The sequence below is a fragment of the Paraburkholderia sp. SOS3 genome (genome assembly GCF_001922345.1).
GTDB lineage: Bacteria > Pseudomonadota > Gammaproteobacteria > Burkholderiales > Burkholderiaceae > Paraburkholderia.
This window is the reverse complement of record NZ_CP018811.1, coordinates 778,227-802,318: the sequence shown is the minus strand read 5'-3', so window position 1 is coordinate 802,318 and position 24,092 is coordinate 778,227. Positions and strand designations below refer to the sequence as shown.

The window sequence follows — 24,092 nt, the reverse complement described above, 5'->3', positions numbered from 1 at the left end:
TTGCCTGTGCGTTACTTCTGCAAGCCGGCCTGACGCACCGCGCGGTCCGCGGTCGCATTGCCCGCCTGCAACGCCTGATCGACACTCATCTGCCCGGCGACTGCACCGGAGATGCTCTGGCCGACCACGGTGCCGAACGACTGGAACTCGGGAATCCCGACGAACTGCACACCGGTGTACGGCACGGGCTTCAACGTCGGATGGTTCGGGTCGGCCGATTCGATCGCTTTCAGCACGAAGTCCGCAAACGGCGCGGCCTGCTTGTACTCGGGGCGCTGATACGTCGACTGACGCGTACCCGGCGGCACCGATGCCCAGCCTTCGTCCTTCGCGACCATCTCGATGTATTCCTTCGAGGTCGCCCACTCGATGAACTTCTTCGCGGCGTCCTGCTGCTTCGACGTCTTCGGAATCGCAAGCGCCCACGCCCACAGCCAGTGCGAACCGTTCGGCGTGACCTGCGTCGGCGCCGCGGCGAAACCGACCTTGTCCGCGATCTGCGATTGCTGCTTGTTGTACAGCATGCCGGCCGCCACGGTCGCGTCGATCCACATTGCGCACTTGCCCGACGACATCAGCGTCAGGTTTTCGTTGAAGCCATTCGAGCTCGCTCCCGGCGGCCCGTCTTTCTTCAACAGGTCGACGTAGAACGACACGGCCTTCTTCCACTCCGGCGTGGTCAGCTGCGCATGCCACTTCTCGTCGAACCAGCGGCCGCCGAACGTGTTGACGAGCGTCGTCACGTAGGCCATGTTCTCGCCCCAGCCCGCCTTGCCGCGCAGGCAAATGCCGTACGTGCCGGCCGATTTGTCGGTCAGCTTGTCGGCGAATTGCGCGATCTGGTCGTAGGTCGGGTTATCGGGCATCTTCAGGCCCTTCGCCGCGAACAGGTCCTTGCGGTAGAACGTCATCGAGCTTTCGACGTAGAACGGCAGCGCGTACAGCGTGTTGTTGTACGACAGCCCGTCGCGCGCCGTCTTCACGACGTCGTTGAGGTCGTAGCTCGCCGGCAGGTTCGTGAGCGGCGAGAGCCAGCCGCGCTTGCCCCATTGCGGCGTTTCATAGGCGCCGATCGTCATCACGTCGAACTGGCCGCTGCCGGTCGTGATATCGGTCGTCGCGCGCTGGCGCAGCACGTTTTCCTCGAGAATCACCCAGTTCAGCTTGATGTCCGGATTCGCCTTTTCGAACGCGGGCGAGAGCTTCTTCAGCTCGATCATGTCCGGATTGTTGAGCGTCGCGATCGTCACGGTCGACGCCGCCGACGCGTGGACCGCCACGCATGCGGCCGCCATCGCGCCGATGACCGCGAAGGTGGGTTTCGATGCGGGTTTCAAGGTGCGTTTCAGGGCACGTTTCATCGTTTGTCTCCTTTATCGTACGTTCGTGTTGGCTTGCGATGGGCGACTCACGGATCCTCGCAAATTCCGGCGGGCAGCCGAGTCGCTGGCGGTGGTAAAAAGATCAGCTCATCCAGTTGCCGCCGTCGACATTCAGGGTTTGCGCGGTGATGTAGTCCGCATCCGCCGATGCGAGGAACAGCGCCGCGCCGGTCAGATCCGCCGGCAGCCCCATCCTGCCGAGCGGCACCGCTTCGCCGACGAGTCGCTTCTTCTCGCCGAGCGGCCGGTTCTCATAACGTGCGAAAAGCGCATCGACCTGCTCCCACATCGGCGTATCGATGACGCCCGGTGCGATGCCGTTCACGTTGATCCTGTGCGGCGCGAGCGCGAGCGCCGCCGATTGCGTATAGCTGAGTACCGCTGCCTTCGTCGCGCAATAGTGCGAAACGAGCGCCTCGCCGCGGCGCCCGGCCTGCGACGACATATTGATGATCTTGCCGCCGTGGCCCTGCTCGACCATGCGCTGGGCGACCGCCTGCATCAGAAAGAACATGCCCTTCACGTTGACCGCGAAAAGCCTGTCGTAGATGTCCCACGATTCGTCGAGCAGCGGCCGCATGTCGAATAGCGCCGCGTTATTGAACAGGATGTCGATACGGCCGAATCGTTCGGCCGTTTGAGCGACGATGCGCGCGATGTCTTCGCGCCGCGTCACGTCCGCGGTGATGGCGAGCACGCGGTCGCCGTGCGTTTCACGCAGCGCGTGAGCGAAGTCCGCGGCCGGCTTGACGTCGACCAGCGCGCAGCGCGCGCCTTCGTCCAGATACCGGCGCGCGACCGCTTCGCCTATGCCGCTTGCCGCGCCGGTAAGGATGGCCACCTTGTCTTGCAATCGCGCTGCCACGCCGTGTCTCCCAATCGTTCGCCTTGGTGTGAGCTTTTGCGCTGGTGAGCGAACGCTCGTTGCGCGATCAATTGCTCTCTTTGTGATCGAATGATCGGATACGTGTCCGACCATGTCAAGGCGCGCTACAAGATTTCGATGGTGCAGCGCGGCAGTTGCAGGTGTTTCCGGGGATTGCTCAGGGTTTAGCCGGAGTTCGTCGAAGCGAATGCCCCGGAACCGCGATCGGGCCGGTGCTAATCCATTGCGGCCGTGGTGGGCGCAGCCGCTGCGCCGCTCGCCCTCCTTGCTCTATCAATTTAGACGGCGTGCGCGTTCTATCAATGGCAAGATGTTTAGATACGTTATATCATTGCGGCCTTGCACCGGAGCAGCACCATGTCCGCTTCATCCGATGATCGCCTTGCTCACAGACTCGCGCGCGCTCAGGCCGTCGCCGACGCACGCGGTCTCGCGCTTACCACGCTGCGCCGCCAGGTCTACACGCTGATTGCGGCAAGCGAGCGGCCGATCGGCGCCTACGACCTGCTCGCCGCGCTCGAACCGCAGCGCGGCCGCGTGCCGCCGACCACCGTGTACCGCGTGCTCGACTTTCTGGTCGAACACGGCTTCGTACATCGGATCGAGTCGAAAAACGCGTTTTTCGCGTGCTGCGACGTCGAGCACCCGCATCAGGGCCAGTTCCTGATCTGCGAATCGTGCGGCGACACGGTCGAGATTCCCGGTGCCGAACTTGCGCGACAGCTGGCCGGCAGCGCGCCTGCGCATGGTTTCGAAGTCCACCGGCAGGTCGTCGAACTGAGCGGTCTGTGCGCTGCCTGCCGGCGTGCCGCGCGATAGCACCCCGTCGTCCATGCAACTTTCAATCAACCCGATCACCCTCGAACAGGGCAGCACGATGAACAACAAGAACCCGAAGTGGATTGCGGCACGCGCCGCGTCAAGACTGACGAAATATCTGTTCGCAACCGCGCTCGCGCTTGCCATCGGCCAGACGGCGGCCTATGCGCAAACGGCGTCCTCGGCCACGAGCGGCAGCAAGATCCCCGTTGTCGCAGCCGAAAATTTCTATGGCGACGTCGTGCAGCAACTTGGCGGCGACCACGTCGACGTGACGAGCATCCTCAGCAATCCGGACCAGGATCCGCATCTGTTCGAAGCGAGCCCGAAGACCGCTCGCGCGTTGCAGCACGCGAGCCTTGTCGTCTATAACGGCGCCGACTACGATCCGTGGATGGCCAAGCTGCTCGCCGCGTCGAAGAACTCGAAGCGCACGGTGATCGTTGCGGCCGACCTCACCGGCAGGAAAAGCGGCGATAATCCGCACCTCTGGTACGACCCGTCGACGATGCCTGCCGTCGCGCGCGCCGTGAGCGCCACGCTCGCAGCCGCCGACCCGGCGCACAAGAGCGCTTACGATGCGAATCTCGTCACGTTTCTCGATTCATTGAAGCCGATCGACGCGAAGGTCGCCGCGCTGCATGCGCGCTACGCAGGCGTGCCGGTCACGGCGACCGAACCGGTGTTCGGCTATATGTCGGACGCAATCGGCCTCGCTATGCGCAATCTGCGCTTCCAGCTGGCGACGATGAACGATACGGAAGCGAGCGCATCGGACATCGCCGCGTTCGAACGCGACTTGCGCGAAAAGCGCGTGCGCGTGCTGATCTATAACAGTCAGGCTACCGAGGCGCTGACCAGAAGGATGTTGAAACTCGCGCAGCAGTCGAAGGTGCCGGCGATGAGCGTGACAGAGACGGAACCAGCAGGTAAGAATTATCAGCAATGGATGCTCGCGCAACTCGATGCGCTTGGCGCGGCGCTCGCGGCTGGCGAGCATGCGGGCAGCAAAGGAACCTCTCAATGATCGAATCCGACCGTCCGCCCTCCGCACCTTCCGCAGACACGACCACGAAAGCAGCAGCGGATGCGGCGCCTGTACTGGAGCTCGAGCGCGTCACGCTCGAACTCGGCGGACGCACGATCCTGACCGACACGAGCTTCGCGATCGGACAGGGCGAATTTATCGGCGTGCTCGGGCCCAACGGCGCCGGCAAGACCACCTTGATGCGCGCGGTGCTCGGCCTCGTGCCAGCCGCGAGCGGCGTCGTGCGCGTGCTCGGCGAGCCGGTCGCCTGCGGCAATCCGTCGATCGGCTATATGCCGCAGACACGCAGCGCACTCGCCGGCCGGCGCGTGCGCGGACGCGATTTCGTCGCGATGGCGGCCGATGGCCATCGCTGGGGCCTGCCGCACGCCGATGCGAAGACGCGCGCCGACGTCGCGCGGGTGCTCGACCTCGTCGGCGCGAGCGCACTGGCCGACCGGCCGCTGTCCGAACTGTCGGGCGGCGAGCGGCAGCGTCTGCTGCTCGCGCAGTGCCTGCTCGGCAATCCGCGTCTGCTGCTGCTCGACGAACCGTTGATCAGCCTCGATCCGCATCATCAGAGAAGCGTCGTCGAACTCGTGCGGCGCGTGCAGCAGGAACTCGGCATCGCCGTCCTGTTCTCCGCGCACGAGCTGAACCCGCTGCTGCACGCGCTCGATCGCGTGCTGTATCTCGGCAACGGCGTCGCGGCGCTCGGCACCGTCGACGAAGTGATCACGAAGCCCGTGCTATCGCGTCTCTATGGATCGACGATCGACGTGATCCGCATGAATGGCCGCATCTTCGTGATGTCCGGCGACGTCGAAGTCGAAAAGCACGACCACGAACACGAAGACGACGGCGGGCACGCTCATGCGCACCCACATGAGCACAGCGCCGCCGCGCCCGCGCATGGGCGCGGTCACGCACACAACGATAACCACGCGTCACGCGACGGGCACACACACGATGTTTGAATATGACTTCATGGTCAACGCATTCGCGGCGTCGGGGATCGTCGCGCTGCTGTCGGGGATCGTCGGCTACTTCCTCGTGATGCGCGGCCAGACGTTTGCCGGCCACGCGCTATCGCACGTCGGCTTCACCGGCGCGACCGGCGCCGTGCTGATCGGCATCTCGCCGATCTGGGGGATGATCGGTTTCACGCTGGCGGCCGGCATCGGTATGGGTGCGCTCGGCGAGCGTCTCGCCGGACGCGACGTGGCGATCGGGGTGACGCTCTCGCTTTCGCTCGGCTTCGGGCTGCTGTTTCTGCATTTCTTCACCGCGTACGCGACGCAGGTTACCGCGCTGCTATTCGGCAATGTGCTCGGCGTCAATACCTCGACACTCGCGGTGCTCGCGGTGATCGGCGTGTTGAGCCTCGGAGCGCTCGCGGCGATCATGCGGCCGCTGCTGTTCGCGTCATTGCAGCCGGAGCTCGCAGAAGCGAAAGGCGTGTCGCTGCGGCTCGTGTCGGTCCTGTTTCTCGCGATCGCCGCGCTTGCGGTGGCCGCCTGTACGCAGATCGTCGGCGTGCTGCTCGTGTTCACCTTGATGGTCGGACCCGCCGCGGCCGCACAGAACATCACGACGCGGCTGTCGACGGGCCTCGTGCTCGCCGCGGCGCTCGCGCTCGCGCAAGCGTGGCTCGGCGTCACGCTGGCGTTTTATACCGATTGGCCCACGAGCTTCTGGATCACGCTGCTCGCGGCAATCGTTTATGGCGCGAGTCTGGTTGCGCGGCGCTAACCCGGCCGCCGCGCGCGTTCATCCTCACGCAAGCAACACCTTCGCGTGATGCGCGAGATGATCTTCGACGAACGTCGAAATGAAGTAATACCCATGGTCGTAGCCCGCATGCCGCCGCAGCGTCAGCGGCTGACCGGCCGCCGCGCAGGCGGCCTCGAACACATCCGGGTTCAGCTGTTCGTCGAGAAACTGATCGGAAAGGCCCTGATCGATCAGAATGCCGGCAGCGAACTTCGCTGACGCGCGCCCGACCAGTTCGCTCGCATCGTAGTCGCGCCACGCGTCGCGGTTTTCGCCGAGATAACCGCTGAATGCCTTTTCGCCCCACGGGCAGCGCATCGGCGCCGCGATCGGCGCGAACGCCGACACCGACCTGTACAGCGCCGGATTGCGCAGCGCGAGCACGAGCGCGCCATGCCCGCCCATCGAGTGGCCGAATATGCCAAGCCGGGCCGCGTCGATCGGCAGATTCGCGCAGACGGTCTCGCGCAAATCGTCGCGCACGTACGCGTACATCCGGTAATGCATCGCCCATGGCTCGCGCGTCGCATCGACGTAAAAACCCGCGCCGACGCCGAAGTCCCATGCATCGCTTTCGCCGGGCACATTGGCGCCGCGCGGGCTCGTGTCCGGCGCGATCAGCGCGATGCCGTGCTTCGCGGCGAAGCGCTGCGCGCCCGCCTTGATCGGAAAGGTTTCTTCGGTGCATGTGAGGCCAGCCAGATAGAACAGCGCCGGCACCTTGCCGTGCGCGGCCTGCGGCGGCAGATATGCGGCAAAGCGCATCGGCAGGCCGATCGTGCGCGAATCGTGCTGATAGAACTGCTGCATGCCGCCATGGCACGCGTGGGACGAACGCGTCTCGAGCATCGCGGGCTCCCTGGCTTAGTACATCACGACCGAGCGGATCGATTCGCCCTTCTTCATCAGATCGAAACCCTCGTTGATCCGCTCGAGCGGCAGATGATGCGTGATCAGATCGTCGATATTGATCTTGCCTTCCATGTACCAGTCGACGATCTTCGGCACGTCGGTGCGGCCGCGCGCGCCGCCGAACGCGGAGCCCTTCCACTGGCGGCCCGTCACGAGCTGGAACGGCCGCGTGCTGATTTCCTCGCCCGCCGCCGCGACGCCGATGATGAACGACTGGCCCCAGCCCTTATGCGTGCATTCGAGCGCATCGCGCATCACCTTCGTATTGCCGATGCACTCGAACGAGTAGTCCGCTCCGCCGTCGGTCAGTTGGACGATCCGGTCGACGACATTGCCGACTTCCTTCGGGTTGATGAAGTCGGTCATGCCGAACTTCGTCGCCAGTTCGACGCGGCCCGGATTGATGTCGACGCCGATGATCCTGTTGGCGCCCACCATCTTCGCCGCCTGGATCACATTGAGGCCGATGCCGCCGAGGCCGAACACCGCGACGTTCGCGCCCGCTTCGACCTTCGCCGAATAGACGACTGCGCCGACACCGGTCGTCACACCGCAGCCGATGTAGCAAACCTTGTCGAACGGCGCGTCCTCGCGGATCTTCGCGACGGCGATCTCCGGCACGACAATGTAGTTCGAGAATGTCGACGTACCCATGTAGTGAAAGAGCGGCTTGCCGCCAAGCGAGAAACGCGACGTCGAATCGGGCATGAGGCCTTTGCCCTGCGTCGCGCGGATGGCCTGACACAGGTTGGTCTTGCGCGACAGACAGAATTTGCATTGTCGGCACTCGGGCGTGTAAAGCGGAATGACGTGATCGCCCTTCTTGAGCGTGCCGACACCGGGTCCGACGTCGACGATCACGCCTGCACCTTCGTGACCGAGGATCGCCGGGAAGATACCTTCCGGGTCGGCGCCGGACAACGTGTAGTAATCGGTATGGCAAATGCCGGTCGCCTTAACCTCGATCAGCACTTCGCCGGCGCGCGGGCCTTCGAGATCGACTTCTTCGATCGTCAGCGGGGCAGCGGCTTTCCATGCGATGGCGGCTTTGGTTTTCATCAGCGGATCTCCTTGTGTCTTGCGAAGCGGATAGCGAATGCGTCTCGGATGCGCATCGTGCATGTTGGCGGTGCGAAGCCGATATGTAAAGGTTGCGATCGATAATGGCGGCTCGCGGCACCGAGCGGCGCACCTTCCATGTGCAGGCGCCGCAATGCGCGCATGCGCGGTGCCGCGTGGCGCATTGTGCAACAGGTTTACCTTATTGACCGGGCACGGGTTCGCGCTTTCTTATATCAAACTGCCGCCCTCGAACCCCGTCGCGCACCGGCACGCGGCAGCGGCAGCGCTTTGACTTTCGGAACGCTCACTTATGGCAAGCGATACAAACGATATCCAGGCAAGCAACGATGCGATCCAGTTGACCGTCGACGACGGCATCGCGCGCGTCACATTGAATCGCCCCGAGCGTCGCAACGCGCTGACCCTCGCGCTGTGGCGGCGTCTCGGCGACACATTCGACGCCTTGAGCGTGCGGCCCGAGATACGCGCGATCGTGCTGACCGGCAGCGCCAACAGCTTCTGCGCGGGCGCCGACATCTCCGAGTTCGGCGAGGTGCGTGCCAACGTCGAGCAGGCGCGCGCCTACGAAGATGCGTACGAAGGATGCTGCAATCGCATCGCCGCATCGCCGAAGCCGACCATCGCCGCGATCAATGGCTACTGCATGGGCGGCGGCTGCAATGTGGCGATGTCGTGCGATTTCCGCTTTGCGGTGCCCGGTGCGAAATTCGCGATTCCGGCCGCGAAGCTGTCGATCGTCTACGGTATCGCGGGCACGCGACGGCTGCTGTCGCTGGTCGGCCTGGCCAACGCGAAGCGCATTCTTTACAGCGCCGAGACGTTCGACGCCGAGCGCGCCCTGCGCATCGGCTTTCTCGATGAAATCACCGACGATGCGCTCGCCGCGGCACTTGCGTTTGCACAGCGCCTGAACGCGTGCGCGCCGCTTACGATCTCCGGTGCGAAGACGATACTCGATGCGCTCGCATCGGGTAACGGCGCGCTGCGCGACGGTGTCGTCGAACGGCTGCTCGACGAGGCCGCGCAGAGCGACGACTTTCGCGAAGGACGAGCCGCGTTTGCGGAAAAACGCGCACCGGCATTTCGCGGCATATAAGCAACGCAAAAGAAGCGCGAACGGAAGGCGAAGCCGCAAGATATGCGGCGGCAAATACACACCATGTCGAATCCGATACGTCCCCGGTTTGCTCGCCCGGCCATGTGCTGAAACGACGCACGAGGCGCGAGGCGGCGCACGCACCGCGGACGGCGCGCAATCGCGGGCTCGGCAACCGATGCGGTAGGCACCCACAGCCTGACCGACACCTCGCGGCGCGCCCGAGCGCGCCCCGCAGCATGCGCGAATACCTCTCGATGCATATCGGCGGCGCGAAGCCCGAAATAGCCGTCAGCGGGCTTGTTGCGCTTTTTCGGCGCGCCTACCGTTAGGAATATTCCTAAATCGATATGGAGAGAGACAATGCACGCGAACACGGTCCACCCGTGCGACGAGCACCTTCCCGCGGGCCGCCTGCTGACGCTGGGCGTTCAGCACGTACTCGTCATGTATGCGGGCGCCGTTGCGGTACCGCTGATCATCGGCAGCGCGCTGAAGCTGCCGAAAGACCAGATCGCGTTCCTGATCAGCGCGGACCTGTTCTCGTGCGGCATCGCGACATTGATCCAGACGCTCGGCCTGTGGATCTTCGGCATCCGCCTGCCGGTCATCATGGGTTGCACGTTCGCCGCCGTCAGCCCGATGATCGCGATCGGCACGAATCCGAACCTCGGCATTCTCGATATCTTCGGCTCGACGATCGCGGCGGGCGTAATCGGCATCGTGCTCGCGCCTGCGATCGGCAAGCTGCTGCGCTTTTTTCCGCCGGTGGTCGTCGGTGTCGTCATTTCGGTGATCGGCTTGTCGCTGATGGAAGTCGGCATCAACTGGGCCGCGGGCGGCGTCGGCAATCCCGACTATGGCAATCCGGTATATCTCGGGCTGTCGCTCGCGGTGCTGATGCTCATTTTGCTGATCAACCGATTCGGCAAGGGCTTTATCGCGAACATCTCGGTGTTGCTCGGCATCGTCGCGGGCTTCGCGATCGCGGCGCTGCTTGGCCGCGTCGATATGGAAGGCGTCACGCACGCGCCGTGGGTCGGTTTCGTCGTGCCGTTTCATTTCGGCTTGCCGCACTTCGATCCGCTGTCGATCGCGACCATGGTCACCGTGATGTTCGTCACGTTTATCGAGTCGACCGGCATGTTCCTCGCGGTCGGCGATATGGTCGAGCGGCCCGTCGACCAGAAGACGCTCGTGCGCGGACTGCGCGTCGACGGCCTCGGCACGCTGATCGGCGGCATCTTCAACTCGTTCCCGCACACATCGTTTTCGCAGAACGTCGGGCTGATCGGCGTCACGGGTGTGAAGAGCCGCTATGTGTGCGCGATGGGCGGCGTCATTCTCGTGTTGCTCGGCCTCTTTCCGAAGATGGCGCAGGTCGTCGCTTCGGTGCCGGCCTTCGTGCTCGGCGGCGCCGGCATCGTGATGTTCGGCATGGTGGCGGCGAACGGCATCAAGGTGCTGTCGAAGGTCGACTTCACGAAGAACCACCACAACCTGTTTATCGTTGCGGTCAGTATCGGGCTTGGGCTCGTGCCGGTCGTGTCGCCGCATTTCTTCGCGAAGCTGCCGTCGGCGCTGTCGCCGCTGCTTCATAGCGGCATTCTGCTCGCGTCGGTATCGGCGGTTCTGCTGAATCTGATCTTCAATGGCGTGCGGAGCGAGCGTGCCGCCGCGCGCGAACTGCGCCGCGCGGACCACGACTTCGACGCGAGCGCAGGCGCACGCGATACCGCTGCGGACGATGCGATGATGCGCGCCGCCGACTAACAGACCGGCAGCGAGGCGTCATGCCGCGACTGGCGGCCACACCTGGCCGTTCGGCCGAATGGTGGCGCAGCGGTGACATTCATAGAATGGACCGCTCGCTTCTCCATTCCGTCAAATGTCGCAGAACGCACTGCAGGTCGCCGTCGATGAACCATCCGAACACGCGCATCGCTTTGGCGACATCTCGTTTCGCGGTGTTCGATGGGACCTGAGTCACCTCGACTCGTTCGCGTTCAAAATCGATCTTGGGCTCGGCACGGACATCACCGTGCTTGTGCTGTTCTCATGTCACTGCTTCACGCATAGCCTTCGTTGGGACAAACGCGCGCAAGGCCTGATACCCGAGCGTGAAATCTACAATGACGGCAAAGAACAGCGCGTACTAGATGTTCAGAGATACGAATTATCGCGACGCTTCTTAAGAGAAGTCGTGATGACGATGCCTTCGCGTCGCATCGTGCTGGCCGACGACCGGCAACCGAATTTCGTTACGACGGAAAGCGTCAATTCGACGGCACCACGTCGCTCTATGCGATATTTTTCGAGGTGCGCAAGGACAAGAGCCGCAAGCACCGCATGGTTCTGCGCATTCAATCCGCCTACTTGCTCGACAACGGACTGACCAAGCGCCAGACGGGCGCAAGAAGGATCGGCTTTGCGACGCTGCTACGCGCAACGTATCTGGGCAAGAAGATTCGAGCGTAATGCGTGCAGGCCGAACCGAGGCCAACCGGCGACGCGGCGCTCATGCAACATTCATGCAGAACCGAGGCAGAGCTCGACATACGGCCCGGAAAAACCAACGGCCACCTTCCGGTGGCCGTTGTATGCGAGATTCTCTATCTACCTTTCGGCAGAACTCCCACTCCATGATGGGACCCAGTTGACCGGGCGGCGCTACGTTTTTCGCACTCGCTTGTACGTAGTTTTCGAGTAAGGATTCTATCGCCGCCCCCGCCCCTCGTCAACTCAACCTTCCCGCTGTTTCGACCATCGAATCAGCTGGCAGCGGCCGACGATGCAGCAGCAGGCACAGCCGCCGGCGCATCGCCGTAGTCGACAGGCGCATCGGCCGGCCTCGGCGTGTCGCCGGCCCGCTCGATCCATCCTCCGCCTAGTGCCTGATAGAGATCGATAAGGTTCGTGAGACGCTGAACGCGCGCGTCGGTGAGCAGCAATTGCACCTGATAGAGATCGGTCTGCGCAGTCAGCACCGACAGGTAGCTATCCACACCATTCCGATATCGCAGATCCGATAGATCGAGCCGGCGTTGTTCCGCAAACGTGTCGCGCTCGAGCGCGGCAATCTGCTGATCGAACGTGCCGCGCGCCGCGAGCCCATCGGCGACCTCGCGGAACGCGGTCTGAATGGCCTTCTCGTACTGCGCGATCTGGATGTTCTTCTGCACGTGCGCGAGATCGAGGTTCGCAACGTTCGCACCGCCTTCGAAGATCGGCACCGTGATCTGCGGCGCAAAGCCCCAAGCGGCCGAACCGGCCTTGAAGAGACCGCCCAGGGTCGGGCTCAGCGTGCCGAAGTTGCCGGTCAACGAAACGCGCGGGAAGAACGCCGCGCGCGCAGCGCCGATGTTCGCGTTCGCCGCGAGCAGGTTCTGCTCCGCTTCCATGATGTCGGGACGGCGCGTCAACAGGTCGGAGGGCAGGCCCGCCGGAATATCGGTGAGCAGATTCTGATCGCCGAGCGTACGGCCTGGCGGCAGATCGGCCGGCAGCGGTTCGCCGACCAGCAGCACGAGCGCATTTTCGGCCTGCGCCCGCGCACGCGCCTCGGTCTGCAGGTTCGCGCGCGCCTGTTCGACGACGGTTTCAGCCTGACGCAGATCGAGCTCCGAACCGGTGCCGGTTTCGTATTGCAGCTTCGTGATGTTGTACGAATCCTGCGCGGTGCGCAGCGTATTCTGCGTGACCTTCAACGCTTCGTCGAAGCCGAGCATCGACACATACTGGTCCGCAACCGACGACACCAGCGCAATCTCCGCCGCCTTGCGCGCCTGCGCGGTCGCGAGATATTGCGCGAGCGCCTGATCCTTCAGGCTCTGGATCCGGCCGAAGAAGTCGATTTCCCATGACGCGTTGAGCCCGACCGAATACTGATTCGAGATGGTTCTGTCGAGAAACGACAGGTTTTTCGGCGTACGCGACTTCGACTGCGATGCCGCTGCTTCGATAGCGGGGAACAGCTCCGCGCGCGTGATCTGATACTGCGCGCGCGCCGCCTGAATGTTCAGCACCGACACGCGCAGGTCGCGGTTGTTCTTCAGCGCGATTTCGATCAGTTGCGCGAGCCGCTCGTCGACGAAGAAGTCGCGCCAGCCGATGTCGGTCGCCGCCGCGCCGTGCGCGGAGCGCTCGGTCGGTGCGGGCGCCGGCTGCGTGGCATAGACGCCGCCTTGCGGGAACGTCGCCGACACCGGCGCGGCCGGGCGCTCGTACTTCGGCGCCATCGTGCAGCCGGCGGCGAAGAGCGCCACCGACGCTGCGATCAAAGAATGTTTGAGCATCTTAGTGTCCTTCCTTGCCCGAGCCGCCGCCGTCGCCGGCACCGCCCGACGGAGCGCCGCCCGACGGATCATGCGGATGATGCTCGTTGTAATGCGCGAGCGCCTCGTCCGGATCTTCCTTCTCACCGCTGAAGCTGCCGCGGATCACGACGAAGAACATCGGGATCATGAAGATCGCGAGGAACGTCGCGGTCAGCATGCCGCCGATCACGCCGGTGCCGATCGCATGCTGGCTCGCCGAGCCGGCGCCGTTACTGATCGCAAGCGGCATCACGCCGAGAATGAACGCCAGCGACGTCATCAGGATCGGCCGCAAGCGCAGACGCGCCGCTTCGAGCGCGGCTTCGATCGGTCCCATGCCCTGCCCCTGCTGCAGCTCGCGCGCGAACTCGACGATCAGAATCGCGTTCTTCGCGGACAGACCGACCGTCGTGAGCAGACCCACCTGGAAGAACACGTCGTTCTCGAGCCCGCGCAGCGTCGCCGCGAGCAGCGCGCCGAGCACGCCGAGCGGCACGACCATGATCACCGAGAACGGAATCGACCAGCTTTCGTACAGCGCCGCGAGACACAGGAACACGACGAGGATCGAGATGCCGTACAGAATCGGGGCCTGCGAACCGGACTGGATTTCCTGGAACGACAATCCGGTCCAGTCGTAGCCGATGCCCGCGGGCAGCTTTTTCGCGAGCGCTTCCATCGCCGCCATCGCCTGGCCGGTACTCTTGCCCGGCGCCGCCTGCCCCTGAATCTCGATCGACGAAATACCGTTGTAGCGCTCGAGCTTCGGCGAACCGTAAATCCACTGGCCCGTCGTGAACGCGGAGAACGGCACCATTCCGCCCGCCGTATTGCGCACGTACCAGTCGTTGAGATTGTCGGGCGTCATGCGGAACGGCGCGTCGGCCTGTACGTAGACCTTTTTGATCCGGCTATCGGTATCGAGAAAGTTGTTCACGTACGCCGAGGCCCATGCGATCGAAAACGTCTGGTCGATCGACGCGGGCGTCACGCCAAGCGCCAGCGCCTTTTCCCGGTCGATCGTCACCTTGAACTGCGGCGTATCGTTCAGGCCGTTCGGGCGCACCTGCGCGAGCGTCGGATCTTTCGCGGCCATGCCGAGCAGCTGGTTGCGCGCCTGCATCAGCACCTCGTGACCGACGCCCGCCCGGTCCTGCAACTCGAAGTCGAAGCCCGCGGCCGTGCCGAGTTCGGGAATCGACGGCGGATTCACCGGGAACACCGTGGCGGTCTTGTACGTCGAGAAATGCTGGAAGAGACGGCCGACCAGCGCCTGCACCTTCTGGTCCGAATGCTGGCGCTGCGCGTAGTCCTTCATCCGCACGAACACGAGACCCGCGTTCTGGCCTCGGCCCGCAAAGCTGAAGCCGTTCACGGTGAAGGTCGACTCGACAATGGCCTTTTCGTCGTTGAGCAGGTAGTCGGAGATGTCTTTCAGCGCGCGCGCCGTCGTTTCCTGCGTCGAACCGACCGGCGTCTGCACGAGCACGAACATCGTGCCCTGGTCTTCATCGGGCAGGAACGACTTCGGCAGCCGCGCGAACAGCATGCCCACCGCGACGATCACCACGAGATAGATGATGAGCCAGCGCGTCGAACGCTTGATGACGTGGTGCACGCCCTGGTGATACTTGTCGCGGCTTCTGTCGAACGTGCGGTTGAACCAGCCGAAGAAACCCTTCTTCTCTTCGTGATGGCCCTGCGGGATCGGCTTGAGGATCGTCGCGCACAGCGCCGGCGTCAGAATCAGCGCGACGAGCACCGACAGCACCATCGCGGCGACGATAGTCAGCGAGAACTGCCGGTAAATGGCGCCGACCGAGCCGCCCGAGAACGCCACCGGCACGAACACCGCGGACAGCACCAGCGCCACGCCGATCAGCGCGCCCGTGATCTGATCCATTGCCTTGCGGGTGGCTTCCCGAGGCGACAGGCCCTCCTCCGTCATGACGCGCTCGACGTTCTCGACCACCACGATCGCATCGTCCACCAGCAGGCCGATCGCGAGCACGAGACCGAACATCGACAGCACGTTGATCGAGAAACCCACCACGCTCATGATCGCGAAGGTGCCGAGCAGCACGACCGGCACCGCGATGGTCGGGATCAGCGTCGCGCGCAGGTTCTGCAGGAACAGATACATCACGAGGAACACGAGCACGATGCCCTCGAGCAGCGTCTTCACCACTTCCTCGATCGACAGCCGCACGAACGGCGTCGTGTCGTACGGATACTTGACGACGAGGCCGTGCGGGAAGTACGGCGCGAGCTGGTCGATCTTCTGGCGCACGAGCTTCGCGGTCTGCAGCGCGTTCGCGCCCGTTGCGAGCTGAATGCCGAAGCCGGCCGTCGGCGCACCGTTGTACTTCGTGTCGAAGTTATAGTTTTCGCCGCCGAGATCGATGCGCGCAACGTCCTTCAGGCGCACCTGCGAACCGTCCTGATTCACCTTCAGCAGAATGTTGCCGAACTGCTCCGGCGTGGTGAGCAGCGACGCCTCGGTGATCGTGGCCTGCAGCACCTGACCCGGTATCGACGGCGTGCCGCCGAGCGAGCCGCCTGCCACCTGCACGTTCTGCGCGAGGATCGCGTTCTGCACGTCGACGGGCGTCAGGCTGTAGTTCGTCAGCTTGTTCGCGTCGAGCCAGATCCGCATCGCGTATTGCGTGCCGAACAGCGTGACCGTGCCGACACCGTCGATCCGGCTCAACGGATCCTGGATGTGCGACGCGACGTAGTTCGCGAGGTCGTACTTGCTCATGCTGCCGTCCTGCGACACGAACGCAAGCACGAGCAGGAAGCTGCTGCTCGACTTCGTCACCTTCGTGCCGAGCTGCTGAACGACCTGCGGCAGAAGCGGCGTGGCCAGCTGCAGCTTGTTCTGCACCTGCACCTGCGCGATGTCCGGGTTCGTCCCGGCCGCGAAGGTCAGCGTGATCGTCGCGGTACCGGAGTCATCGGATGTCGACGACAGATACAGCAGGTGGTCGAGGCCGCTCATCTGCTGCTCGATCACCTGGGTGACGGTGTTTTCGACCGTCTTCGCCGATGCGCCCGGATACGTCGCGCTGATCTGGATGGACGGCGGCGCGATGGTCGGGTACTGCGCGATGGGCAGCGTGAAAATCGACGCAAGACCCGCCAGCATCAGCACGATGGCGATCACCCACGCGAAAATCGGGCGATCGATAAAAAACTTTGCCATGTAACAGGCTCCCTATTGTTACGCGCCCGATGGTTACGCGCCCGATGCAGCGGAGGCGCCCGAGGCGGCTTGTGCGGCCGCCTCGGAAGCGGGGGTGGCAGGAAGCTGCGCGGCGACGGTCTTGACCTTGTTGCCAGGATGAACCTTGTCGACGCCCTGTACGATCACGCGGTCGCCCGGCTGCAAGCCGTCTTCGACGACCCAGTTCGAGCCGTAGGTACCCGACGTGACGAGCGTGCGCAGCTCGACCTTGTTGTCCTTGCCGACGACGAGCGCGGTGGCCTGCCCCTTCTGGTCGTGCGTCACGCCGACTTGCGGCACGAGCAGCGCGGCGTCGTTGATGCCTTCCTGAATGCGCGCGCGCACGAACATGCCCGGCAACAGCACACGGTCCTTGTTGTCGAAGATCGCGCGGATCGTGACCGAGCCCGTCGTCTGGTCGACCGTGACGTCGGTGAACTGCAGCTTGCCGGTCTCGCCGTACGGACGGCCGTCTTCGAGGATCAGCGTGACCTTCGCCGCGTTCGGACCCGTGGTCTTGAGACGGCCGGACTGGACGTCGCGGCGCAGCTTCAGCCCCTGCAGGCTCGACTGCGTGAGGTCGACATACATCGGGTCGAGCTGCTGGACCGTCGACATCAGCGTGGCCTGACTGGCCTGCACATAGGCGCCCGGCGTGACCTGCGAGATGCCGACGCGGCCCGTGACCGGCGACACGACATCGGTATAGCCCAGGTTGATCTGCGCGGTATCGACCGAGGCCTTGCCCGCGGCGACGTCGGCCGCCGCCTGGCCTTCCGACGCGACCGCGTTGTCGTAGTCCTGCTTGCTGACCGCATTTGCGGCAACGAGCACCTTGTAGCGGTTCGCCTGCGCGGTGGTCGTGGCGAGATTCGCCTGCGCCTTCGCCAGTGCGGCCTTCGCGTTGTTGAGCGCCGCGATGTACGGCGCCGGATCGATCTTGTACAGCCGCTGACCGGCTTTGACTTCACTACCTTCGACGAACTCGCGCCGCAGCACGATGCCGTCGACGCGCGCGCGCACCTGGGCGACGAGGTACGCGCTCGTACGACCCGGCAGTTCGGTGACGACGGGCACCGGCGTCGGCTGGACGGTCACGACACCGACTTCGGGGTCTTGCGGCGGAGGAGCTGATTGTTTTGGTCCGCAGGCCGTCAGCAGCGCGGCGAGCGCCGCGGCAGGAAGCAGGCTGAACGATGCCCAGCGGATGGATACCCGTTTGACGCGCATGGAGCGACCTCTGTCAGAGACTGAGAAGAAAAAAACGCGCACGGCCACCGCGTGACGGCGGCTGGATCACGGCGCAGGATCAAGCAGGATCGCGAGGATCAGGCAGGACAAAGCGGCGCAATCGCGACAGCGCGCACGGGCGTCTTGCGACGCCCGCGACCGGAAGTCCATGGATGCGATTGCTGCGGGAGCACCACTCTTCGAATTGCGCCAGACCGGGAAAGCCGCCGCACCTGCATCGCCGACGCACTGCGTCGGAAAGGCGATGCAAAGGCTATTGAAAGCACGTATGGCAGCGGTTAACCGGTCGGGTGAGTTGGATCATCCGATCGTTTAGGGTGCTATTATAGATACGTTCACGAATGCATGTAAAAGTTTGTTCGTGATGTCCCGGTGGGTGTCTACGCAAAAGCAGTTCCCATGAGAACGACTACACGAGATGATCTTTATCATCGACGTTTAAAATCCTCAGGGAAAACCAGCAATACAGGCAGGTCTGAAGAATGGTCCGACGAACCAAGGAAGAAGCACAGGAGACGCGAAGCCGCATTCTCGATGCGGCCGAACAGGTGTTCTTCGAGAAGGGGGTTTCTCGCACTTCGCTTTCAGATATCGCCCAGGCCGCGGGCGTTACGCGCGGCGCGATCTACTGGCATTTCGACAACAAAGGCGATCTCTTCACCGCCATGTTCGACCGCGTGCTGATGCCGCTCGACGAACTGAAGGCGGCATCGCTCGATCCGCAGGAACCGGATCCGCTCGGCAAGCTCGTCGACATCCTGACCACCGTGCTGCGCAACACCGCAGTCGATCCGCGGCAGCGCCGCGTGTTCGACATCCTGTTTCTGAAGTGCGAGTTCGTCGAGGAAATGGGGCCGGTCATGGCGCGCCATCAGAACGATATGCGCGAGGGTATGGCGAACATCGCGGGTGGGTTGCGCAACGCGGTGTCGAAGGGACAGTTGCCGGCGGACCTCGATACGGCGCGCGCCGCCTCGATCCTGCATTCGTTCGTGAGCGGCGCGCTACGCGACATGCTGTTCCTGCCGTGTTCGGTCGACTTCGGCAAGCACGCGCACGACATGGTCGAGGCCGTGATCGACATGCTGCGATACAGCCCCACGTTGAGAGTCGAGCGCGGCGACGAGCCGGCGCCGCAGCCATGATCCGCGGCGCGAGCGCCGCCTAACTGCCGCTGAACCAGCGCGCCACGTACAGCAGCAACGCGACGAAGAAAATCATCGCGGCCCACGCCCAATGCGGGACCACGTGCGGCGTGTGATCGTGATGCGCGCGCGCCGCAAACGTCGAATGCATCGCGCGGCCGGTCAGCGCGCCGCCATGGTCATGCCGCGTGCGGCGCGCCACGCCGGCCAGACTGATCGGCCGAAGGAACACATGCTGGCGCCGCGGCAGCGTGTCGCGCGACTGGTTCGGGCCTTGCCCGTGCTTTGCCTGCACGACTGCGCAGAACTCGGTGAAAAAATCGTCGGCCAGTTCGTGCAGCGCATTCTCGATCTGCCGCGCCGGCAATTCGGCAAGCGGCCCCGTCGAAGTCGCCCAGACCGAGTAGTCGATACGCGTGCTCGGCGTCTTGTCGGACGCCTCGTCGTCTGCGCGCAGCGCGACGTCGATCTGGCCACGCAGCGAGCCGACTCCGCCCGCGCGCGCCTTGAAGTTCAGCGTGCGATGCGGCCGGTCGGGCGCGGTGCCGTTGTCGCTCGCAATGTGTGCGCGCACTTCGTAATGCGCACGCAGTGGCCCGAGCGGCACGGTCAGCGTCAGCGCGTATTCGCCGCCCGCGAGACGCGTGAACGACTCGCAGTTGTCGAGACTCGCGCGCAGCAACGCGAGATCCTGCATCGCATCCCAGACTTCAGACTGTGCAAGCGGAACTCTTAGCGCATTCGTTAGTTCCATGGCCGCCTCCCGATAAGCTCTCGACCGCGGGATCAGGATGTCTGATCGATGCGGTCGACACGCGACGCGTAAAACGCCAGATAGCCTTTGATTGCTTCGGCTCCGTCGATCGGGGCCTCATAACTCCATGCGGCGTTTTCCACGATTCCGTCCTCAGTGCGCAGATGAAAATACGATGCGTCGCCTTTGTGCGGACATCGGGACGTGTGGTTCGAGCGTTCGAGGCGCGCCATGTTGACGTCGGCGCGCGGGAAGTAGAAGGTATCGGGCGCGCCGGCTTCGGCGACCGTCAATGCAGCCTGGGTGTCGGCAAAGGTGATGCCTTGATGGATGACCCGGACCCGGTGCGGATTGCGCGAGATGCCGACCAGATGCCCGCACTGCGCGCCTTGCGGCGCCGGCTCGCCGGTCGAGCCATGACGCGCGGCGCCGCGTTGCTGCGAGGCGTCGCGGCCTTGGCCGCCGTTGGTCGGAACACCGCTCATGTCACCCGCTCCGGAATGAATCTGATGCCGCGTGTCGCATGTTGCATGCCGCGCGCCTGAGGCAGCGGCCGGTGCAGTTGCAGCAGACCAGCCGACTTTCTCGCAACGTACGCTTTCAAAACAAAAAGCCACGGACCGAGGGTCCGTGGCTCAATTATCGATCAAACCGTCGCTGGTTGCGCGCGCTCCCGCACACTCGCAACAATTCGCTTCAGTTGGCTTACATCGGGGCTTGCATCGGCGCCGTGTCGGGTTTGCTCCCGAGGCTGCTCCCGGGGTTTGCTCCCGTTGATCCGCGCCTGCCGGTCGCGCGGGCGTCGCGGATCACAGCTTACTGCGATCGCCAGTAGAAAGCCGCCTTGGCGGTGCCCTTCGCCGGCACGGTAACGGTTTTTGTCTGCGCGTCGCCTTTATACGACGCTTGGACCGTGTAGCGCCCCGGGCGCAATTTGACGAGCATATAGGGGCCGCGCGAGGTCGCATCGAGCATGTCGCCGCTATGCGCGTCGGAGATCTTCACATGCACGTCGGCCAGATAGTCGGAACCGGGGCCGGTAAAGCGCAGCGATAGCGGCCAGCTATGTTCGGCCGCACGAAGCGCGTGCGACTCGTCGAGGCCGACGCCCCCGGACGTGTACGACACGTCGCCTTGCTGCTGGATCTGCGGCAGGCCGCCGCCATTGGCATTGCCGGCACTCGTGCTGTCTGTCGTGGTGCCGCCGGTGACACTGCTTGCGCTCTGCGCAAACGCACTTGATGCAAAGCCCGCGGACAACGCCGTCGCCGCCACCACAGATGCGACTACGGCGATACGACGGTTGAATTGGGACGGAGAAATTTTCATTGGTCAGCTCCTTTTTCGGGCTTCCCCGAACGGTGGAAATCCAACCCGAGCAGCAAGCGGCATACCCGCTTGCTGTCCCTTTACGGGCCGGCGGGACACCGGGCACGCGGATGCGACTACGTGCCCTGCAGCGGCGCCCCGCCGGCCGCCCTCGCCCGATCAGCCGAGGTCGACCGGCACGAAGATCTGCGCGTTGTCGCGCTGGATCAGCAGCGCAAGGCTGTTACCGGCCTGCGACACCGCCTGCTTCAACTGGTCGACGTTCGACACCGGACGGCCGTTCACCGCGAGAATCACGTCGCCGGGCTGGATGCCGGCGCTGGCCGCCGCGCCGCCCGCCTGCTGGACGAGCAAGCCGTGCGAGACCGACGCGCCGCTCTTCTCCTGCGGCGTAAGCGGACGCACCGCGACACCGAGACGCCCTTGCACCTGCGACGACGACTCGTCGTTCGAAGCGACCTTCGTGTCCGAGAACGAGCCGATCGTCACCTTGATGTCCTTCGACGCCTTGTCGCGCCACACCGTCACGTCGGCCGTCGTACCGGGCTTCAGGTTCGCGATCTGCGTCGGCAGATCCGACGAGTCGGAAATCGCCGTGCCATTGACCGCGGTGATCACGTCGCCGGGCTGCAGGCCCGCCTTCGCCGCCGGGCCATCCTTGTCGACCGAGCTGATGAGCGCGCCCTGCGGCTGCTTCAGACCGAACGAATCGGCCAGCGTCTGGTTCAGGCCCTGCACCGCGACGCCGAGGCGGCCGCGACTCACATGGCCGGTCTTCACGAGATCGTCCTTGACCTTCATCGCTTCGTTGATCGGGATAGCGAACGAAAGGCCCTGGAAGCCGCCCGTCTGCGAGTAGATCATCGAGTTGATGCCGATCACTTCGCCTTGCAGGTTGAACAGCGGACCGCCCGAATTACCGGGATTCACCGGCACGTCGGTCTGGATGAACGGCGTGTAGTTCTCGTTGGGCAGCGAACGCGATTTCGCGCTGATGATGCCCGATGTCACCGTGTTCTCGAACCCGTACGGCGAGCCGATCGCGACGACCCACTGGCCGACCTTGCTTTGACGCGGGTCGCCGATCTTCACGGTCGGCAGATCCTTCGCATCGATCTTCAGCACGGCGACGTCCGACTGCTTGTCCGCGCCGACGACCTTCGCGTGATATTCGCGCTTGTCGGTCAACTTCACCGTCACCACGTTCGCGCCGTCGACGACGTGCGCATTGGTCAGGATGTAGCCGTCGCTGCTGATGATGAAGCCCGAGCCGAGGCTTGCGCTCGGCGTATCGGGCGAGTCGCCGCCGTCGTCGCCGCCGGGGCCTTGCATGCCCGGCACATTGCCGAAGAAGTGCTTGTAGAACTGATAGAAAGGATCGCTCGGATCGATCGGCAGCTGGTTATTGCCACCGCCGCCGCTGCGCAATGCCGTGCGCTTCACCACATGCTTCGCGCTGATGTTGACCACCGCCGGCCCATACGTTTCGACGAGGCCGGAGAAATCGGGAATGCCGGTCTTGGCGGCCGCTTCGGCCGGCATCATCGCGGCCGCCTGGGCTGGCTGAATGACCTCGGGCGCCTGCATATTGTGGCGGCCGGCCACATAGCCGGCGGACAGCGCGACGGCGACAGCCGCGGCAACCGCACTGCGTGACAACGTTTTGACGTTCATCGTTCTTACTCCAGACAGGGAGAATGATTTCTCGATGTGTCGCAGAGTAAGCGGCGTCGCTTAAAACAATCTTAAACAGACTGTTTCGGAAATTCGCCATAAAACAGGGCGTTTCAGAACGTGACCGTGACGAGCAGCCCGCCTGCCTTCGAGTCGCCGAGCGTGACGACGGCATGATGCTGAAGCGCGATGCGCCGCACGATCGCGAGCCCAAGTCCGCTGCCCGCGACATCGGTGCGCACGCGACTCGCGCCTTCACCGACGCGATAGAAACGGTCGAATACGCGCGTGCGTTCCTCGAGCGGAATCCCCGGTCCGCTATCGGCGATCCTGACGACCGGATGCCCGTCCTGCATCAACACGCAGACATCGACGCGCCCGCCGCTCGGCGTGTATTTCGTCGCGTTGTCGATAAGGTTGTTGAAGAGCACGCGCAGCGCTTCGAGATCGCCGCGCACGTGCGCGGCTTCATTGCGCTCGATGCCGAGATCGACGCCGCGCTTGCCGGCAAGCGGTGCGTAAGCCATGACGCAGTCGTGCAGCAGCGCATCGAGATCGACGGAGTTCGCCGCTTCGCGGCCATCGGGCTCCGCGCGCGCGAGTGCAAGCAACTGCTCGGCAAGACGCGTCGCGCGCGTGACGCCCGCTTGCAGATCGGCGAGCGCTTCGCTGCGCGCGGCGTCGTCATGCGCGCGCGCGACGAGCTGCGCCTGAATCTGCACGGCCGCGAGCGGCGTGCGCAATTCGTGCGCGGCATCGGCGACAAACGCCTTCTGCGTATCGAGCGCGGCGGCGAGCCGTTCGAGCAGGCCGTTCAACGCGCGCACGAGCGGCCGCACTTCGAGCGGCAAACGCGAATCGGGCAACGGATCGAGCGCTTCCGGATGGCGCGTATCGAGCGCGCCGGTCACCCGGCGCAGCGGCGCAAGGCCGCGGCCGACCACGGCCCATACCGCGACGCCGAGCAGCGGCAGCAGCACGATCAGCGGCCACAGCGTGCGCAGCGCGACGTTTGCCGCAAGCCGGTTGCGCACCGACAGCGGCTGCGCGAGCTGCACGACGTTGTCGCCGACGATCGCGCCATAGACGCGCCAGTCGCCGCGCTCGGTGCGCTCGGTGGAAAAGCCGAGTTCGGCGCGCGGTGCGAGCGGCGCACGCGGATGCGAGTAATACATCAGTACGCCATTGCGATTCCAGATCTGCAGCACGATGCCTTCATCGCCGGTATCGCGCGAGCTCAGAATTTGCGAGAACGGTTCGGCCGGCAGCGCCGCCGCGATTTCCTGCAGCTGATAGTCGAACAGTTCGTTCGCTTCGGCGAGCGCCTGACGGTAAATGAGCCAGCCCGCGATACCGACGCCGAGCAGCACGATTGCAAGCAGCCAGAACAGCAGTTGACGACGAATCGAACGCATCGTG

General features: G+C 64.2%; 20 protein-coding genes. 8 read left to right on the top strand and 12 right to left on the bottom strand.

What is annotated here, in order from left to right:
* Positions 1-11: 11 nt before the first annotated feature.
* Positions 12-1,295 carry an ABC transporter substrate-binding protein gene (locus BTO02_RS03650; protein ID WP_232243502.1) on the bottom strand — a complete coding sequence of 428 codons (1,284 nt, stop codon included), beginning with the start codon at positions 1,293-1,295 and terminating at the stop codon, positions 12-14.
* A gap of 169 nt (positions 1,296-1,464) precedes the next feature.
* On the bottom strand, positions 1,465-2,247 hold the full coding sequence (locus BTO02_RS03645; protein WP_075155879.1) for an L-iditol 2-dehydrogenase: 783 nt from the start codon (positions 2,245-2,247) through the stop codon (positions 1,465-1,467).
* 378 nt (positions 2,248-2,625) lie between these two features.
* Between BTO02_RS03645 and BTO02_RS03640 the strand changes: the two genes are divergently transcribed.
* The 4 genes from BTO02_RS03640 to BTO02_RS03625 are packed head-to-tail and all read left to right on the top strand — an operon-like array spanning position 2,626 to position 5,866.
* The gene (locus BTO02_RS03640; RefSeq protein WP_075155878.1) at positions 2,626-3,087 is read left to right on the top strand and encodes a Fur family transcriptional regulator; all 462 of its coding nucleotides are present in this window, start codon (positions 2,626-2,628) and stop codon (positions 3,085-3,087) included.
* 58 nt (positions 3,088-3,145) lie between these two features.
* The gene (locus tag BTO02_RS03635) at positions 3,146-4,114 is read left to right on the top strand and encodes a metal ABC transporter solute-binding protein (protein WP_075158561.1); all 969 of its coding nucleotides are present in this window, start codon (positions 3,146-3,148) and stop codon (positions 4,112-4,114) included.
* Positions 4,111-5,091 (top strand): ABC transporter ATP-binding protein, encoded by a 981-nt coding sequence (locus BTO02_RS03630; RefSeq protein WP_075155877.1) that lies wholly within the window; start codon positions 4,111-4,113, stop codon positions 5,089-5,091. The genes BTO02_RS03635 and BTO02_RS03630 overlap by 4 nt, the downstream gene beginning before the upstream one ends.
* A complete protein-coding gene (locus tag BTO02_RS03625) occupies positions 5,084-5,866 on the top strand; it encodes a metal ABC transporter permease (RefSeq protein WP_075155876.1) in 783 nt (260 codons plus the stop codon). The genes BTO02_RS03630 and BTO02_RS03625 overlap by 8 nt, the downstream gene beginning before the upstream one ends.
* 24 nt (positions 5,867-5,890) lie before the next feature.
* On the opposite strand, the gene fghA is transcribed toward BTO02_RS03625, so the two are convergent.
* Together fghA and BTO02_RS03615 are read right to left on the bottom strand one after the other, a co-directional pair.
* Positions 5,891-6,736 carry an S-formylglutathione hydrolase gene (gene fghA, locus BTO02_RS03620; protein WP_075155875.1) on the bottom strand — a complete coding sequence of 282 codons (846 nt, stop codon included), beginning with the start codon at positions 6,734-6,736 and terminating at the stop codon, positions 5,891-5,893.
* 15 nt (positions 6,737-6,751) lie between these two features.
* Positions 6,752-7,858 (bottom strand): S-(hydroxymethyl)glutathione dehydrogenase/class III alcohol dehydrogenase, encoded by a 1,107-nt coding sequence (locus BTO02_RS03615; RefSeq protein WP_075158560.1) that lies wholly within the window; start codon positions 7,856-7,858, stop codon positions 6,752-6,754.
* 313 nt (positions 7,859-8,171) lie between these two features.
* Between BTO02_RS03615 and BTO02_RS03610 the strand changes: the two genes are divergently transcribed.
* From BTO02_RS03610 to BTO02_RS03600, 3 genes are all read left to right on the top strand, one after another.
* A complete protein-coding gene (locus tag BTO02_RS03610) occupies positions 8,172-8,978 on the top strand; it encodes an enoyl-CoA hydratase-related protein (RefSeq protein WP_075155874.1) in 807 nt (268 codons plus the stop codon).
* Between the two features lie 363 nt (positions 8,979-9,341).
* Positions 9,342-10,751 carry a nucleobase:cation symporter-2 family protein gene (locus BTO02_RS03605; protein ID WP_075155873.1) on the top strand — a complete coding sequence of 470 codons (1,410 nt, stop codon included), beginning with the start codon at positions 9,342-9,344 and terminating at the stop codon, positions 10,749-10,751.
* Between the two features lie 115 nt (positions 10,752-10,866).
* Complete coding sequence (locus tag BTO02_RS03600; RefSeq protein ID WP_232243433.1) at positions 10,867-11,373, top strand: hypothetical protein; 507 nt, start codon at positions 10,867-10,869, stop codon at positions 11,371-11,373.
* Between the two features lie 376 nt (positions 11,374-11,749).
* Here the strand turns inward: BTO02_RS03600 and BTO02_RS03595 are convergent, their stop codons facing one another.
* From BTO02_RS03595 to BTO02_RS03585, 3 genes are read right to left on the bottom strand one after another with little or no spacing between them, the layout of a single operon-like run.
* Positions 11,750-13,273: an efflux transporter outer membrane subunit gene (locus tag BTO02_RS03595; protein ID WP_075158559.1), complete on the bottom strand. Its 1,524-nt coding sequence runs from the start codon at positions 13,271-13,273 to the stop codon at positions 11,750-11,752.
* Position 13,274: 1 nt separating this feature from the next.
* On the bottom strand, positions 13,275-16,499 hold the full coding sequence (locus tag BTO02_RS03590; RefSeq protein ID WP_075155872.1) for an efflux RND transporter permease subunit: 3,225 nt from the start codon (positions 16,497-16,499) through the stop codon (positions 13,275-13,277).
* Positions 16,500-16,532: 33 nt separating this feature from the next.
* A complete protein-coding gene (locus tag BTO02_RS03585; RefSeq protein ID WP_075155871.1) occupies positions 16,533-17,750 on the bottom strand; it encodes an efflux RND transporter periplasmic adaptor subunit in 1,218 nt (405 codons plus the stop codon).
* A 503-nt stretch (positions 17,751-18,253) separates the two neighbouring features.
* Here BTO02_RS03585 and BTO02_RS03580 point away from each other — a divergent pair.
* Positions 18,254-18,916: a TetR family transcriptional regulator gene (locus tag BTO02_RS03580; protein ID WP_075155870.1), complete on the top strand. Its 663-nt coding sequence runs from the start codon at positions 18,254-18,256 to the stop codon at positions 18,914-18,916.
* A 19-nt stretch (positions 18,917-18,935) separates the two neighbouring features.
* On the opposite strand, the gene BTO02_RS03575 is transcribed toward BTO02_RS03580, so the two are convergent.
* The 5 genes from BTO02_RS03575 to BTO02_RS03555 all read right to left on the bottom strand — a co-directional run bounded on the left by BTO02_RS03575 (position 18,936) and on the right by BTO02_RS03555 (position 24,088).
* Entirely contained in the window at positions 18,936-19,670 is a 735-nt protein-coding gene (locus tag BTO02_RS03575; protein WP_075155869.1) for a CoxG family protein, read from the bottom strand.
* A 32-nt stretch (positions 19,671-19,702) separates the two neighbouring features.
* Complete coding sequence (locus BTO02_RS03570) at positions 19,703-20,155, bottom strand: DUF427 domain-containing protein (RefSeq protein ID WP_083614966.1); 453 nt, start codon at positions 20,153-20,155, stop codon at positions 19,703-19,705.
* 331 nt (positions 20,156-20,486) lie between these two features.
* Positions 20,487-20,999, bottom strand: a complete 513-nt coding sequence (locus tag BTO02_RS03565) for a carboxypeptidase-like regulatory domain-containing protein (protein ID WP_075155868.1) — start codon at positions 20,997-20,999, stop codon at positions 20,487-20,489.
* A 159-nt stretch (positions 21,000-21,158) separates the two neighbouring features.
* Complete coding sequence (locus tag BTO02_RS03560; RefSeq protein ID WP_075155867.1) at positions 21,159-22,673, bottom strand: DegQ family serine endoprotease; 1,515 nt, start codon at positions 22,671-22,673, stop codon at positions 21,159-21,161.
* A 113-nt stretch (positions 22,674-22,786) separates the two neighbouring features.
* Positions 22,787-24,088, bottom strand: a complete 1,302-nt coding sequence (locus BTO02_RS03555) for an ATP-binding protein (protein WP_075155866.1) — start codon at positions 24,086-24,088, stop codon at positions 22,787-22,789.
* Positions 24,089-24,092: the final 4 nt, after the last annotated feature.

Bases quoted from the DNA above. Each gene is read 5' to 3' on its own strand.
- BTO02_RS03650 (WP_232243502.1), bottom strand. From the start codon at position 1,295: ATGGCGGCCGCATGCGTGGCGGTCCACGCGTCGGCGGCGTCGACCGTG.
- BTO02_RS03640 (WP_075155878.1), top strand. From the start codon at position 2,626: ATGTCCGCTTCATCCGATGATCGCCTTGCTCACAGACTCGCGCGCGCT.
- BTO02_RS03635 (WP_075158561.1), top strand. From the start codon at position 3,146: ATGAACAACAAGAACCCGAAGTGGATTGCGGCACGCGCCGCGTCAAGA.
- BTO02_RS03630 (WP_075155877.1), top strand. From the start codon at position 4,111: ATGATCGAATCCGACCGTCCGCCCTCCGCACCTTCCGCAGACACGACC.
- BTO02_RS03625 (WP_075155876.1), top strand. From the start codon at position 5,084: ATGTTTGAATATGACTTCATGGTCAACGCATTCGCGGCGTCGGGGATC.
- fghA (WP_075155875.1), bottom strand. From the start codon at position 6,736: ATGCTCGAGACGCGTTCGTCCCACGCGTGCCATGGCGGCATGCAGCAG.
- BTO02_RS03615 (WP_075158560.1), bottom strand. From the start codon at position 7,858: ATGAAAACCAAAGCCGCCATCGCATGGAAAGCCGCTGCCCCGCTGACG.
- BTO02_RS03610 (WP_075155874.1), top strand. From the start codon at position 8,172: ATGGCAAGCGATACAAACGATATCCAGGCAAGCAACGATGCGATCCAG.
- BTO02_RS03605 (WP_075155873.1), top strand. From the start codon at position 9,342: ATGCACGCGAACACGGTCCACCCGTGCGACGAGCACCTTCCCGCGGGC.
- BTO02_RS03600 (WP_232243433.1), top strand. From the start codon at position 10,867: ATGTCGCAGAACGCACTGCAGGTCGCCGTCGATGAACCATCCGAACAC.
- BTO02_RS03595 (WP_075158559.1), bottom strand. From the start codon at position 13,273: ATGCTCAAACATTCTTTGATCGCAGCGTCGGTGGCGCTCTTCGCCGCC.
- BTO02_RS03590 (WP_075155872.1), bottom strand. From the start codon at position 16,499: ATGGCAAAGTTTTTTATCGATCGCCCGATTTTCGCGTGGGTGATCGCC.
- BTO02_RS03585 (WP_075155871.1), bottom strand. From the start codon at position 17,750: ATGCGCGTCAAACGGGTATCCATCCGCTGGGCATCGTTCAGCCTGCTT.
- BTO02_RS03580 (WP_075155870.1), top strand. From the start codon at position 18,254: ATGGTCCGACGAACCAAGGAAGAAGCACAGGAGACGCGAAGCCGCATT.
- BTO02_RS03575 (WP_075155869.1), bottom strand. From the start codon at position 19,670: ATGGAACTAACGAATGCGCTAAGAGTTCCGCTTGCACAGTCTGAAGTC.
- BTO02_RS03570 (WP_083614966.1), bottom strand. From the start codon at position 20,155: ATGAGCGGTGTTCCGACCAACGGCGGCCAAGGCCGCGACGCCTCGCAG.
- BTO02_RS03565 (WP_075155868.1), bottom strand. From the start codon at position 20,999: ATGAAAATTTCTCCGTCCCAATTCAACCGTCGTATCGCCGTAGTCGCA.
- BTO02_RS03560 (WP_075155867.1), bottom strand. From the start codon at position 22,673: ATGAACGTCAAAACGTTGTCACGCAGTGCGGTTGCCGCGGCTGTCGCC.
- BTO02_RS03555 (WP_075155866.1), bottom strand. From the start codon at position 24,088: ATGCGTTCGATTCGTCGTCAACTGCTGTTCTGGCTGCTTGCAATCGTG.